This window comes from uncultured Campylobacter sp. (genome assembly GCF_938018035.1).
Classification (GTDB): Bacteria; Campylobacterota; Campylobacteria; order Campylobacterales; family Campylobacteraceae; genus Campylobacter_B.
Window position 1 is genome coordinate 1 of sequence record NZ_CALIJF010000272.1, and the last position, 12,191, is coordinate 12,191.

Here is a 12,191-nt window from a genome sequence, read left to right on the forward strand (position 1 = left end):
CTATCCGCAGATTCCCCGCCGCAAAGGCTACAGCGGGTTTAAATTTAACCTCTTCGCGGCCTGTTTGCGATGCTTTAAAATTTCGTAACTTCGGATATGCAAGCCGCCGTTTTAAAATTTTGGCAAGTTTTAAATTTTGAATCTACGCCTCCTTGCCGCGCTGTTTTAGTTAAATTTGACCGAGCGGCGCGGAGCCTACAAGCGCAAGATGATTTAATCGCGATTTAAATCGTACGACTCCGCGAGCCGCTTTAAAATTTAGCGATCAAATTTCTATCTGAAAAGCCCTTTGATCTTGTCAAAAAGCGACTTTTCGCCGCCTGCGCAGGTTTCGTCTTCATGATCTTCTGTGGCGGAATTCTCACTGCCGCCTTCTATCGTATCGCCGCTGCACGGGACGGAATGCTCGCTGCTTGCTTTCATTGTGCCGCCATCCGCTTCCATCACACTGCCGCTGCCCGTTGCATTGGCGCCGCGCAAGGTAAAATTCTCTCTGACCATCCTAACGCCTCCGCCTGCCTTGCTGCGCTCTATCGCCTCGCCGATCTGCTGTGCGGCGATTTCCGCATATATTAGCGCGCCCTGCTGATCGCAATTAAAAAGATTTGAAAACGACTCGGACCTATTAAGATCAATCGGATTGGGCTCAACCACTTCGGTAGCCTCAAGCAGCCCTACTTCAAGCTCTGCGGCAGAATTTAGCGCCTTTAAAAACACGGGCAAATTCTGCGCATAAAACTCATCTACGGCGGATTTAACCTCGCCGCCCGCTTCATAATCGCGCAGCAGTTTCTGCACGTTATCGGCATTTAGATATGCGCCGCAGCAGTAGTTTTCGATGATCTCGTTGTGAATTTCGCCGCTAAATTCCGCTAAAAATTCCGCCGGCAAAACCTCGCGCCAATCGCTTATGTAGGGTTTAAATTTAAAGCTTTGCGCCGCCAAAAAGCTAAACGCCGTGCCGCGCGTGTAAAAATACTCTCTAAAATAGCCCTGCGTCACGGCAATGTGAAATCCGTGCGTTTTATTAAAAATGCCCCCTGTGCCGTACTGCAGCGCCGAGCGGAAGCCGTCCGCGTATTTCTCCACGTAAAATTCATCCATCTCTACCTCGCGCGCGATTTTAGCGATAGCCTCAAAATCGCCTTTCTGCGCGAGCTTTAGCGGCTCAAAATACCACTGCGAAATTTCATCTTTGCCGATCGCATGGTAGCTTATGTCGTAGCCCATCCTCTCTCCTTTAATCTTTCAGATCGATCTGCGGTTGCCAATACAGCGACTTTGAAACTTTGCGAAATTTCATCGTGGCACCCAGACCATTTGAGGTGCGGTAGCTAAGCACCAGCTCGTCCTTATCGCTCTTAGGCGCGGTGATCTTGTAGCGGCTCGCCCACGCGATCTTAAAAAGCTCCTTTTGCAAAAGCGGATCTCCGTCGTGCAGCGGCACTACGTTTGCGTTTGCGCCGTTGAGCTGCACCGCGCCGATCTGCACTTCTTTAGGATAGGAGGTGAGCAAAAACACCTCGTCTCCAGCGGCGTTTCTAAGCTCGGGCGCGACGGGATTTAGATAGGTCGCCACTCCCAAATATCGATCGCCCGCGCGCACCGATTCAAATTTTTGCGTGTAAGCAAGAAACTCGTTTTTAAGCGGATCGTGGCGGGGATCGTTTGCGGAGCAGGAGTTTAAAAAAAATGCCAGCGCGGCTAGGAGCGCGCCCTTTAGCAGGTCGTTTAGCGCGCCGCTAAAATCAAATTTATTCATCGATCTTCCTTTGAAATTTTAGGCGCATTCTAACGAATTTTGCTTTTTAAAAGGCTAAATTCGCTACAATCTGCTCATCTTAAAAAGCCGGATTTTAAAAATGAAAAGACTTGCTATCGCATTTTCAGGCCCTTCCAATAGCGGCAAAACGACGCTAATTTGCAAGATCGCTAAAATTTTTATCGCAAGCGGCCTGCGGATCGCGATCGTAAAGCACGATCCTGGCGATAAGGCGCGCTTTGACGTAGAGGGCAAGGACAGCGCCAAATTTAGCGAGCTCGGCGCTGAAACCGTCGTGATGAGCCCGACGCGGACGAGCTATTTTTCGCAGCGCTGCATGCAAATCGACGAGGTCGTGCGGATGCTCGGAGATTTCGATATCCTGCTCGTAGAGGGGCTAAAGACGCTGCCGCTGCCGCGCATAAGCCTGTTTCGCGACAGGATCGATGAGGCGTATCTGCCATTTTCGGACGCGATCGCTTCAAATTTAAGCGGCGAGCAGATGGATAGGTTTTGCCGCGTAAATTTTGACATCAACGACGCTGCGGGCATTAGTGAATGGATCTTAAAAAACGCCAAAAAAATGTAAAGGAAACAGAATGCAAGAGATCGTAAAATCAATCCAAAATATCGCACTACAAATCGCCGAGGAGCTGAAATACGCGGACTTCGGCTACACAGATCATCACAACAGCACGGGCGATACGCAGCTCAAACTCGACGTAAAAAGCGACGCCATAATCGAAGCGGAATTTCGCAAAAATCCGCTCGTGCGCGCCCTAATCAGCGAGGAGAAAGATGAAATTTTGACGCTGCGAGAGGACGCGCGCCTAATCGTCGCTTACGATCCGCTCGACGGCTCAAGCTTAGTGGACGTGAATTTCGCCGTGGGCTCGATTTTCGGCATCTACGAGGACGAAATTTCGCCCGCAAGCTTAAGGGCAGCGATCTATTGCATCTACGGGCCGCGCCTTGAGATGGTCGTTTGCGAGGACGCTCCGAAGCTCTACCGCCTAAATCGCGAGGACAAATTTAGCTTCGTAAAAGATCTACGACTAAACGAAAAAGGCAAACTAAACGCCACGGGTGCGACGCAAAAGGGCTGGAGCGATCCGCACCGAAAGCTCGTGCGCACGCTGTTTGACGAGGGATACCGCCTGCGATACAGCGGCGCGATGGTAAGCGACCTGCATCAAATTTTATTAAAAGGCGGCGGACTTTTCAGCTACCCCGCTACTAGCGACCATCCGCACGGCAAGCTTCGCGTAACTTTCGAGGTTCTGCCGTTTGCGTTCATATTCGAGCGCGCGGGAGGCGCCACCAGCGACGGTGAAAACGGCTCGCTTTTACAACTAAAGATTGAAAAAATCCACCAAAGCAGCCCTTGCTTTTTCGGCTCGAAGTACGAGATCGCGAAGATGCATGAAATTTACGGCGAGAAAAACTGATGGCGGATACTGAAAGTACCACGCCGCGCGACGTTTACGACGAAATTTTAGATAAAAGCTTAGCCGCGCTGCAAGCGTGCCAAGCCGAGCACAACCTCACCAGCTGCTTGGAGTGCGAGAAGCTGCTAGATTGCGCGGTGCGCGACAAGTACGTCAAGGCGGTTTATGAGAGCATGTCGCACGGCGCGACGGGGGATTTTTCGTTTTAAATTTAGCTATTGCAATCGCGGAATTTTACGAAGCAGGCTACTTAAAGCTCTTACGGCGCAGGATTTTCACGAAGATAGCTGCGGCGCGGAATTCGCTCTGCGGCGCGTAATTTTTATAAAACGAGCTTCTAGCGTCGGATTTTCGAGAGGCCGGCCGCTTAGAGTTCTTGCGTCGCAATGTTTTGCAAAGCGAGCTTTGCGCGCAAGATCTCTGCAAACCAAGCTGCAGCGCGGAATTCGCTTTGCGGCGCAGATTTAATACGGCGGTGCGCAGGTTCTTGCTTCACAGCACGGAATTTACCCCACTGCGAAACGATAAAATTTACGGCACGATTTGGCATTGCGGTAGGGTCTACTCTGCAGCGCATCTGTTTTGCGGACCAGGTTTTGGGGCTGCCGATAAAACTTAAAATGAGGGCGTAGCTAAATTGCAGGCGCGCGGCTAAATTCAAACGCACATACGGTTAATTCGGCACGCGGATAATTGAAGCGGACAAACGTTGATCTCGGGCTCCGCGGTCGGATTTTTAAAATTTGTGGATAAAATTTTAAGATAGGCGGAACGGCGGGGTTGTATCCTTCGTTGAGTTTTTAAAATTTACGGATAAAATTTTAAGGCGCGATTTCGCTTCGCAAAATTTTATCTGCAATCATGAGCCGTTTATGAGCGCGAATACGCGAAATTACGCAAAGTAAAATTTCGGCGGGTTAAATTTTATCGCCGCGATCTTTAAATTTACGTGACTAAAACTTACCGACTTGCACGAGCCGCAGTTTTTAAAATTTACGGATAAAATTTTAAGGCGCGAAATTTCGCTTCGCAAAATTTTATCTGCGATCATAGGCTATTTATGAGTGCGGATACGCGAATGTCTGAAATTCTGCAAAGCAAAATTTCGGCGGTTTAAATTTTGCCTTGCGAAATTTAGCTCGCAAACTTAGCGACGCGGCGAGACGTCGGATTTTGCCTCGCAAAATTCTAGCCGCAAAATTTAAAGTGCAAATTTAAACTACGATCTATGCGTTAAAATTTAAAAACTAAATTTGAAGTCTAGTGAGCGGGTCCGCCGCACGAATGCTCGTATAAATTTCAAGCACATAATGCTCATATTGAAATTTTGCGACTGAGCGTGTATGTGAAGCGCTCGTTAAAATTTCAAAGCCGAGGCGCATGCAACCGCACACATTAAAAATTTTAGAGCCGAGCTCGCTACGACGCACACGTTAAAATTTTAAAGCTAAGGCGCATACGGCGGCGTTTGCGTTAAATTTAAAATCGATCGGCGGTCGCGCGGAATTTTAGGATTGATCCATTCGCGAAGCTGTGCGTCATCGATCTATTCGCAAAGCCGCGCCCATAGATTTTTTCGCAATGCCGCGTGCCGAAATTTTAGACAGATTTGGGGGATATAAACAGAGGAATGCAGCCATTCGTACAAGGGGTTTTGATGGGGCTGGGCGTTAGCGTGCCGATCGGCCCGGTAAACGTACTGATAATGTCCTACGCGCTGCGAAGCTACACCAAGGCGCTGTGCCTGGGCCTCGGCGCCATGAGCGCGGATATGCTCTATCTGGCGCTCTCGGCATTCGGGATATCGCAGTTAGCTAAAATCCCGATCGTTTTTACCTGCGTATCGGTATTTGGCGCGTGCTTTTTGCTCTACACGGCGTACAAGATCTGGCATGGTGCGGCTAGCTCGGTGCAACCTGCGAGCGTCGAGGCTTGCTCAGGCGCGGCGCTTTACGGCAAAGGCTTTTTGATAAATTTACTAAATCCATACGTCATTATGTTTTGGCTCAGCGTCTCTGCCGGCACCGCGCGAGCAGATTTCGCGCTTGCCCTTGCGGGGCTTGTAGGCGGAATTTTAGCTTGGATCACGCTTTTTCCGCTTGCGATATATCTAGCTCGCAGCAAGCTTCCAAACATAGTAGTGCGGGCATTTGCATATATCTCGGCGTTTATTTTGACATTTTTCGCACTAAAGCTTTTATACGCTATAATTTTCGCTAAAATTTAAACCAAAGGATGGCTTATGAAACCGATTGAAATTCTAAAAGAGCTCATCAAATTCCGCTCGCTCACGCCTAGCGACGACGGGGCTTTCAACTACGTCTCGATGCTGCTGGCGGACTTTAGCGAGGATAGATTCGAGCTAAACGGCGTTACGAACGTGCTTTTCTCAAAGCGCTTCTCAGACGGCCCGCATCTATGCTTTGCCGGGCACATCGACGTCGTGCCGCCGGGCGAGGGCTGGGCGAGCGATCCGTTTAAGCCGGTGGAAGCGGAGGGCTTTTTATACGGGCGCGGCGCGCAGGATATGAAAAGCGGCATCGCAGCGGCAATCTGCGCGCTAGCGGCGGCACGCGATTTTAAGGGCACGCTAAGCCTGCTGCTAACCAGCGATGAGGAGGGTGACGGCATCTACGGCACGCGCGAAATGCTCTCTAAATTGCGCGAGCAAGGTGCCCTACCCGACTTCGCAATCGTTGCGGAGCCTACATGCGAAGTGCGCTTCGGTGATACCATTAAGATCGGCCGTCGCGGCTCGATTAACGGCGTCCTCACACTCACGGGTATCGGCGGGCACGCAGCCTACCAAGATAAATGCATCAATCCTGTCCACATTTTAGCGCCGGTGCTTGCAAGCCTCGCGGGGCATGATCTGGACGCGGGTAGCGAGGATTTCGCTTCAGCTAAGATAGTCATCACCGACATTCGCGGCGGTTCGCAGGTCGTAAACGTAACACCCAAGGACGTACGCATGATGTTCAACGTCCGCGGCGGCGTAGGGCTGGGGCTAGAAGACGTGCGAGACTATGTACTAGAGTTATTTGAATTGGACGCTAAAGACGCGCTATGCAACGAAAGCGAATCCTGCGGCAAGCTAGAAATGAGCTGCACCGCACAGCTGCGAGCAGGCGCATCGCTACATCTCGCACTAAAAAGCTCCTCAAAGCCTTTTTTAACTCAGCGAAGCTCCAAAATCGTGCAAAAACTAAGCGCTAGCGTGCAGAAGATCTGTGGCGCAGCAGCCGAGCTAAACACCGCAGGCGGCACGAGCGATGCGAGATACTTCGCGGAGTTTGGCGTGGAGACGGCGGAGTTTGGCGTGCGAAACGACACGATCCATCAGATCAACGAACGAGTAGAGATTAGCGACGTCGAAAATCTAGCTAAAATTTTTAGCGATCTGATAGAAAATTTCGGCTAATTTAAGAATTTGGCAAAGCTGCGTAGATTTTCTGCGTTCTGCCAAGCTTCGCCAAATTTGCCGGGGTTTTCGCTCGTAGTTGCTTGGCAAATTTTATCTTTGCCTCGCGTCTTACGTAGGAATTTCGCTCTGCGCCGCTTTTGCTAAGAATTTTATCTGCAGCACGCTCGCCGCTTTTACAATTACTTTGCTATGCAACGTCGATTTCGCAAGAGCTTGGCCAGGACAATGCCGTTTCTGCTGGGATACCGCCCGCTTCGTGGGTTTATAGAATTTTACTTAGTCACGTTGCCGCTGAGATAATTCCGCCCTGCCTTACTACTTCTATGGAAATTTTACCCCGCTTCGGCAAGCGCAATTAAAAATTTACTTTGCCTTAATACGGCGGCGTTGAATTTTACCTTGCAGCGCGGTGACGCAGAATTATTTTTAAGCTATGCAAAATTCTACCGCAAAACCTTGCTATCCTTGCCTATCTGCGCAAAAGGATCGGCAAAATTTTGCCGCCTCGCGCGCTGCCGCACTAAATGCACGCAAGATGAAAATTTATCGAAGAACTTCAGCGCAGAATTGCGCAAGGCTAAATTTTACCGCCGCGAAAAATTTCAACCACTCATAGCAAATGTCTGCGGCGCGATAAATTCCAAATTAGAGCTTCAAGCAGGCTTCGCTTCTTTCAAAATTTTAACTGCCTTGGTCGCCACAAAACTAGAAACTTACAAAATCGCTTTATGAAATTTCGCAGCATCGCGCGGTAAAATTTTAAAATAAACGCCTGAGCGGCAAGGCAGAATTTAACGGAATTTTACTTGCCAAATTTGGCTAAGCTTTCTCTTTCGAAGTTTAGCAGCCACGCTTTGGTCGCTACGCCGCCCGCGCCGCTGTATCCGCCGAGCCCGCCCGCAGCTACGACGCGGTGGCACGGCACGATGATGGGGATTTTGTTTTTGCCGTTTGCGCTACCTACTGCGCGGCTTGCGCGCGGTCTGCCGATAGCCGCAGCTAGCTCGCCGTATGTCATGACCTCGCCGTAAGGGATCTCTAAAAGCGCGCTCCACACGGACTTTTGAAACTGCGTGCCATTTTGGCTCAGTTTAACGCTAAAGTTTTCAAGCTCGCCCCTAAAATAGGCGCTAAGCTCGTCGGTGCAAAGAGCCAAATTCTTTCTTAAATCGCTAAGCCTTAAATCGCGTCCTTTATCATCCACAGCACACACAAAGCCGAATTTAAGCTCTGCGTCGTGCTTTTTAAAGATCTCATCATTTGGCCCGCAGACAGAGCTTTTGACCCAGTCGATACTGCAGATCCCGATCTCGTCATCACAAATTTCAAGCATTCCAATAGGCGAATTAAAAAAGGCTTTTTGCATCTCAATCCTTTCAAATTTTTACTGGTTTGATCAAAAAAATTTTAAAAAGCGCTTGTTGCGGTGCAAGCTAAAGCTCGAAAACGATGGAATTTCATGCGGTAACGCGAATTTTTTAAAATTTACACGCGAGGCGCCGCAAAGCCTCTACTCAAACCGTACGATGTTTACTAAAACCCCGTCGAAAACGTCTTGCTTAAAAAGCTTGATCTCGCGCACGATATCTGCGTTATCATCGTCGATGACGCCGTTTTTAACGAGGCTGTCCTCGATGAGCTTAAATATAAAGGCGTGGTTGCTGACGTCAGAGATACCGCTTTTAAAGCCCATTTCAAGGCGCACCGGCACGCCTATGTGCACGCCGCGCAGGTCCTTGGCGATGTAAAGATCAGCGATCGTGCGCACCATCTTTTTCGCCATTTGGTAGCTCGCCGTGGACGACAAAATATCATTAAGACCGAAATTCTCCATCAAAAGCGGAATGCGAACGCGCGCCAAAACCCCTTCGCCCGGCTCGCTCGCACTCTTTTTCAAAAACGAAATTTTAATCCTATGCGCGATGCCTATGAAACGCGGCTTAAGCTCAATGAGCCTAGCTCTAGGCGCTTGCGGCAGCGAGATAGGACGCGAAGCGCTTGCAATAGGCAGAGCCTGCGGACGCTCTCTAAGGCTCGAGCGCTCTTTCGTAGGCGCTTTGCGCGCAGGTTTATCATAAAAATTTACTGGCTTGGCCGCAAAAGTTGATTCGCTCCCAAAAGCTGCAGACGCAGGCTCATCACCAAGCGCCCCCTTCGCCATAGAAGAAGCAAACGTAGAATTCTCACCCGTTAACTCAGGCTGCGCGGATTGCTCAAATTCGGGCACAAATTTATTTCCCGCTTGCGGCGGCAAATTTAAAGGATGTCGCTCTTGTGCGGAGCTTTTCTGTGCTAAATTTTGCTCGTCGGAATTTTCGGGCGCGTAATTTTGCCCTTTTGCCAAAAACGCGGAATTCTCACCAACGCAATTCTCATCTTGAGGCGTAAATTCCGAGGCATTTTCTAAGGCAAAATTTGCGGCGCGGCGGCCAGCGAAATTAGCGCTTTGCCCCTTGGAAAACTCGGAGCCTTGAGGCTTGCAATCATTTGCGCACTTTATATCAAGCGCAGAATTTGCGAAAGTGGAATTTTTTGATGCAGAGCTTTGCGCCGTAGAATTTTTACTTCGTAAGTCCGCGCCCTGCTCTGCTACAAACGAATTTTCAGCTGCAAAATTCTCCGCTTGCGCCATAAAATTAGAATTTTGCGCCCCAAATACGGAATCTTTCACGAGCGCAGAGCTTTGCGCGGAAATAAAATTTCGCGATGCAGGAATCAAGCTTTGCTCTTTGGCAGAATTCGCAGGCGCAGAGCTTTGCGGCATAAATTTTTCACTCCTCGCATTTGCGCTCTCTTCGAAACTAGCGGCGAGCCCCACGCTCATATCATCCTGCGCAGCATCATTTTGCGAAATTAAATTCTCGCACGCCGTATCCCACGCGGTATCTACGCAAAATTCCGCCCGAGCCGCACCATAAAATTCTGCTTGCGAAACATCTTGAAATTCTGCCTGCGAAGTAAAATCTTGCGCGTTATGAGCGCTGCGCGCAGAAAAATCTCGCTCGCCGCGCCTTGCATTTGTAGTATACGAAGTCTTTGCCAAGCTGTCGCCAGCCTCGGGCGAAACTGCGCTTAAATCTCCTTCGCAAAAGCTACCAAAATCGCAGACGCCGTCAAACTCCGCATAACCATAACCATCCGCTGCGCGAAGACGATCTGCGCGGGCTTTCTTTTTGGGCGTAGAAGAGAGCGTGAGCCTGCCTGCAAGCTCGCGTCCGCCGGAGTTTAAAATCCCAAAAATTCTAGCTCTAAAGCGTTCGAACTGCTCGCCACTGAGCGAAATTTTGTCGTTTAGGCTCTGCACGCCGAAGTCTGCGGCGGTAAAATTTACGATCGCTCCGTCCCTACTCGCGACGCGCACGCGACCTTTGACCGAGCCTTTTAGCTTAAAATCGCTGCCTGCGAGAATTTTTTTCATTAATTCCTTCGGATTGTAGGACATTTTAGCGCTCGCCAAAAACCACTTCATTAAATTTAGCGACGAAGCTTAGCGGATTGACGCTCACGCCGTTGATCGCGATGCCGAAGTGCAGATGTGGACCGCTAACTCTACCACTCTCGCCCGAAAGTGCTATTTCATCGCCTTTGCGAACGCGATCGCCAAGCGCCACTTTGATCTCGCTTAGATGATAGTACTGCGAATAGATACCACCGCCGTGATCGATCACGACCGAACCACCGGCGTAGTAGCGGTCTTTGGCGATGACTACGACCCCGTCGTTGGCAGCGCGCACCGCAGTGCCTACCGCGGCACGATAATCGGTGCCGCTGTGATAGCTTTTAAGCTCGCCATTAAAGGTGCGGGCATTGCCGAATGCAGAGGTTATTTTGGAGTTTAAAGGCAGCTCAAACGGCGTGGAAAAAAGATAGCGCGGCGTGGTAATCGCATAGATCGCGTTGGCTTCGTTGAGCTCTTTTTTGATACGCGCGGCGGCTTCTTTGGGCGGTTTAACCTTGCCCGGCGCGACGCTTAGAGCCTCTTTTTTATACTCGCCCTTTTTCAAAGCGACGATCTGCTCGCGGATGCCGCTTTGATCTACTATCCGCAGCGCGAAATCTCCCTTAGCGCGGTAGTTCGCCGCCAAAACGGCGATTTTATCGCTAGAATTTGGCGCCTCGATAAGGGGGATTTTCTTTGAGCCAAAGCTCAACTCGGTCGTGTTTTTATCTAATTTTAAGATAATAACGTCACCATTTACTATGTCTAAAGCGAAAATTTTGATCGCCAAAAGTGCAAAAATAGCTAGAAATTTCATAAATTTTCCAAAATTCGTTATTTTTCATCAATTTTTTGTTAAAAATTAGCTAAAACAAATGAAATTGCTGTTATAATAACGAAAATTCAATTTTAAAAGGATTAAATGATGAAAAAGTTTTTGCTTCTAGCATCTGTTGCACTTTGCGGTCTTTTGCACGCGGACGTCGTGGCAAATCAAGAGGTTATAGCGGCGACTAACGTCGTTAGATCTTTCGTAGCGGCTAATAACTTCGGCACCGATGAGCGCTATCTAACCAGCGCTAAAGCCGTCGCAATACTAACCGACGTAAAACGTTTAGCTGCGGGCGCATCGCTACAATACGGCGATGGAATTTTTAGCGTCAAAGGCGAGAACGGCGAGTGGAGTTCGCCGATTTTTATCAAATATAAAGGCTACGGCGTGGGCTTGCAAGCAGGCTACGAGACGAGCGACATCGTGATGATCTTCCATACTACGAAGTCATATCAAGACATTTTTACTGGCACAGACACCCTTGAGATCAATGTAGGTGCTGCAGCAGGCGGCGTAGGTAGAAGAACAGGCCGCGCAACCGATCTGCCTGATATTTCTGCATGGATGGTAAGCCCGGGCGAGCAAACAGGCGTCTACCTAGGCGTATCGATTGACAACGGCAGAATCACTATCGACGATCAACTAACTAACGACTTCTATGAGAGAATTTACGACTACGAGGACATCTTAAATGACTCTCCGCGCGCGAATAAATACGCAAAAAGATGGAAAGAAGTGATGAGGAAGTATTTTACAAACGGCGAGAAATACGGCGCTAGCAGCAGTGCGGCGATACCTGTAAATCACGTGCAGAAAAAATATCCTGACGGTAAGCCGATCATCTCAAACCGCTCTCCTAGAACTCATGCTAAGGCTACGCGAAGCAAAAAGGCTAAAAAAGCAAAATAAATTATCGAGTTAAGCCCCGCTTATGGGGCTTCTTGTTTTGGACTTTGCGTTGAGTTTGCGCAAGAGCGCCTAGATGTGAAATCGAAGCGCATAGGTTATTTTAAAAAGATTTATTGGTTCTTTACTAAAGTATTTTATTTAATTTTTATGAGTTATTAGATATATAAAGACCGAATAAAATTTTATGAAATTTAACGAAATTTTTATAAAATTTAATCAGTTTTTTATATTTTTATCACTACAATTATAGTTCTTGTCTCGTTAGCTCAGTTGGTAGAGCATCTGACTCTTAATCAGGCGGCCGTAGGTTCGAATCCTACACGGGACACCATCTATCAAATTTTCCCCCTATTTTTAGTTTTTTGATTTTTTTAAAA

Annotated in this window: 13 protein-coding genes and 1 tRNA gene; 8 read left to right on the top strand and 6 right to left on the bottom strand. The window is 48.8% G+C overall.

The annotated features are described in order from the left end of the window. Positions 1-273: 273 nt before the first annotated feature. Positions 274-1,230 (bottom strand): hypothetical protein, encoded by a 957-nt coding sequence (locus tag Q0257_RS08040; RefSeq protein WP_298023788.1) that lies wholly within the window; start codon positions 1,228-1,230, stop codon positions 274-276. 10 nt (positions 1,231-1,240) lie between these two features. Beyond that, positions 1,241-1,762, bottom strand: a complete 522-nt coding sequence (locus Q0257_RS08045) for a hypothetical protein (RefSeq protein ID WP_298023791.1) — start codon at positions 1,760-1,762, stop codon at positions 1,241-1,243. A 100-nt stretch (positions 1,763-1,862) separates the two neighbouring features. Between Q0257_RS08045 and mobB the strand changes: the two genes are divergently transcribed. The 4 genes from mobB (at position 1,863) to Q0257_RS08065 (ending at position 3,829) form a co-directional block, all read left to right on the top strand. Then, the gene (gene mobB / locus Q0257_RS08050; protein ID WP_298023793.1) at positions 1,863-2,351 is read left to right on the top strand and encodes a molybdopterin-guanine dinucleotide biosynthesis protein B; all 489 of its coding nucleotides are present in this window, start codon (positions 1,863-1,865) and stop codon (positions 2,349-2,351) included. Positions 2,352-2,361: 10 nt separating this feature from the next. Beyond that, positions 2,362-3,210 (top strand): class 1 fructose-bisphosphatase, encoded by an 849-nt coding sequence (locus Q0257_RS08055; protein WP_298023796.1) that lies wholly within the window; start codon positions 2,362-2,364, stop codon positions 3,208-3,210. Continuing rightward, the gene (locus Q0257_RS08060; protein WP_298023799.1) at positions 3,210-3,419 is read left to right on the top strand and encodes a hypothetical protein; all 210 of its coding nucleotides are present in this window, start codon (positions 3,210-3,212) and stop codon (positions 3,417-3,419) included. Before Q0257_RS08055 ends, Q0257_RS08060 begins: the two co-directional genes overlap by 1 nt. Before the next feature lie 242 nt (positions 3,420-3,661). Continuing rightward, complete coding sequence (locus Q0257_RS08065) at positions 3,662-3,829, top strand: hypothetical protein (protein WP_298023802.1); 168 nt, start codon at positions 3,662-3,664, stop codon at positions 3,827-3,829. A gap of 273 nt (positions 3,830-4,102) precedes the next feature. On the opposite strand, the gene Q0257_RS08070 is transcribed toward Q0257_RS08065, so the two are convergent. Continuing rightward, positions 4,103-4,261 carry a hypothetical protein gene (locus tag Q0257_RS08070; RefSeq protein ID WP_298023805.1) on the bottom strand — a complete coding sequence of 53 codons (159 nt, stop codon included), beginning with the start codon at positions 4,259-4,261 and terminating at the stop codon, positions 4,103-4,105. 579 nt (positions 4,262-4,840) lie between these two features. On the opposite strand from Q0257_RS08070, the gene Q0257_RS08075 reads away from it, so the two are divergent. Beyond that, entirely contained in the window at positions 4,841-5,437 is a 597-nt protein-coding gene (locus tag Q0257_RS08075) for a LysE family translocator (RefSeq protein WP_298023808.1), read from the top strand. A gap of 15 nt (positions 5,438-5,452) precedes the next feature. Next, positions 5,453-6,631 (top strand): succinyl-diaminopimelate desuccinylase, encoded by a 1,179-nt coding sequence (dapE, locus tag Q0257_RS08080; protein WP_298023811.1) that lies wholly within the window; start codon positions 5,453-5,455, stop codon positions 6,629-6,631. A gap of 805 nt (positions 6,632-7,436) precedes the next feature. Here the strand turns inward: dapE and Q0257_RS08085 are convergent. The 3 genes from Q0257_RS08085 to Q0257_RS08095 form a co-directional block, all read right to left on the bottom strand. Then, complete coding sequence (locus Q0257_RS08085; RefSeq protein ID WP_298023814.1) at positions 7,437-8,000, bottom strand: methylated-DNA--[protein]-cysteine S-methyltransferase; 564 nt, start codon at positions 7,998-8,000, stop codon at positions 7,437-7,439. A gap of 144 nt (positions 8,001-8,144) precedes the next feature. Beyond that, entirely contained in the window at positions 8,145-10,052 is a 1,908-nt protein-coding gene (locus Q0257_RS08090) for a hypothetical protein (RefSeq protein WP_298023817.1), read from the bottom strand. 25 nt (positions 10,053-10,077) lie between these two features. Then, the gene (locus Q0257_RS08095; protein ID WP_298023819.1) at positions 10,078-10,890 is read right to left on the bottom strand and encodes a M23 family metallopeptidase; all 813 of its coding nucleotides are present in this window, start codon (positions 10,888-10,890) and stop codon (positions 10,078-10,080) included. A 108-nt stretch (positions 10,891-10,998) separates the two neighbouring features. On the opposite strand from Q0257_RS08095, the gene Q0257_RS08100 reads away from it, so the two are divergent. Continuing rightward, a complete protein-coding gene (locus Q0257_RS08100) occupies positions 10,999-11,814 on the top strand; it encodes a lipid-binding SYLF domain-containing protein (RefSeq protein ID WP_005872227.1) in 816 nt (271 codons plus the stop codon). Positions 11,815-12,069: 255 nt separating this feature from the next. After that, positions 12,070-12,145 (top strand) — tRNA-Lys (locus Q0257_RS08105). The last annotated feature ends 46 nt before the right edge of the window (positions 12,146-12,191 follow it).

What these genes read in the sequence shown, in the direction of transcription:
- Q0257_RS08040 (WP_298023788.1), bottom strand. Translation starts at nt 1,230, where the DNA reads ATGGGCTACGACATAAGCTACCATGCGATCGGCAAAGATGAAATTTCG.
- Q0257_RS08045 (WP_298023791.1), bottom strand. Translation starts at nt 1,762, where the DNA reads ATGAATAAATTTGATTTTAGCGGCGCGCTAAACGACCTGCTAAAGGGC.
- mobB (WP_298023793.1), top strand. Translation starts at nt 1,863, where the DNA reads ATGAAAAGACTTGCTATCGCATTTTCAGGCCCTTCCAATAGCGGCAAA.
- Q0257_RS08055 (WP_298023796.1), top strand. Translation starts at nt 2,362, where the DNA reads ATGCAAGAGATCGTAAAATCAATCCAAAATATCGCACTACAAATCGCC.
- Q0257_RS08060 (WP_298023799.1), top strand. Translation starts at nt 3,210, where the DNA reads ATGGCGGATACTGAAAGTACCACGCCGCGCGACGTTTACGACGAAATT.
- Q0257_RS08070 (WP_298023805.1), bottom strand. Translation starts at nt 4,261, where the DNA reads ATGATCGCAGATAAAATTTTGCGAAGCGAAATTTCGCGCCTTAAAATT.
- Q0257_RS08075 (WP_298023808.1), top strand. Translation starts at nt 4,841, where the DNA reads ATGCAGCCATTCGTACAAGGGGTTTTGATGGGGCTGGGCGTTAGCGTG.
- dapE (WP_298023811.1), top strand. Translation starts at nt 5,453, where the DNA reads ATGAAACCGATTGAAATTCTAAAAGAGCTCATCAAATTCCGCTCGCTC.
- Q0257_RS08085 (WP_298023814.1), bottom strand. Translation starts at nt 8,000, where the DNA reads ATGCAAAAAGCCTTTTTTAATTCGCCTATTGGAATGCTTGAAATTTGT.
- Q0257_RS08090 (WP_298023817.1), bottom strand. Translation starts at nt 10,052, where the DNA reads ATGAAAAAAATTCTCGCAGGCAGCGATTTTAAGCTAAAAGGCTCGGTC.
- Q0257_RS08095 (WP_298023819.1), bottom strand. Translation starts at nt 10,890, where the DNA reads ATGAAATTTCTAGCTATTTTTGCACTTTTGGCGATCAAAATTTTCGCT.
- Q0257_RS08100 (WP_005872227.1), top strand. Translation starts at nt 10,999, where the DNA reads ATGAAAAAGTTTTTGCTTCTAGCATCTGTTGCACTTTGCGGTCTTTTG.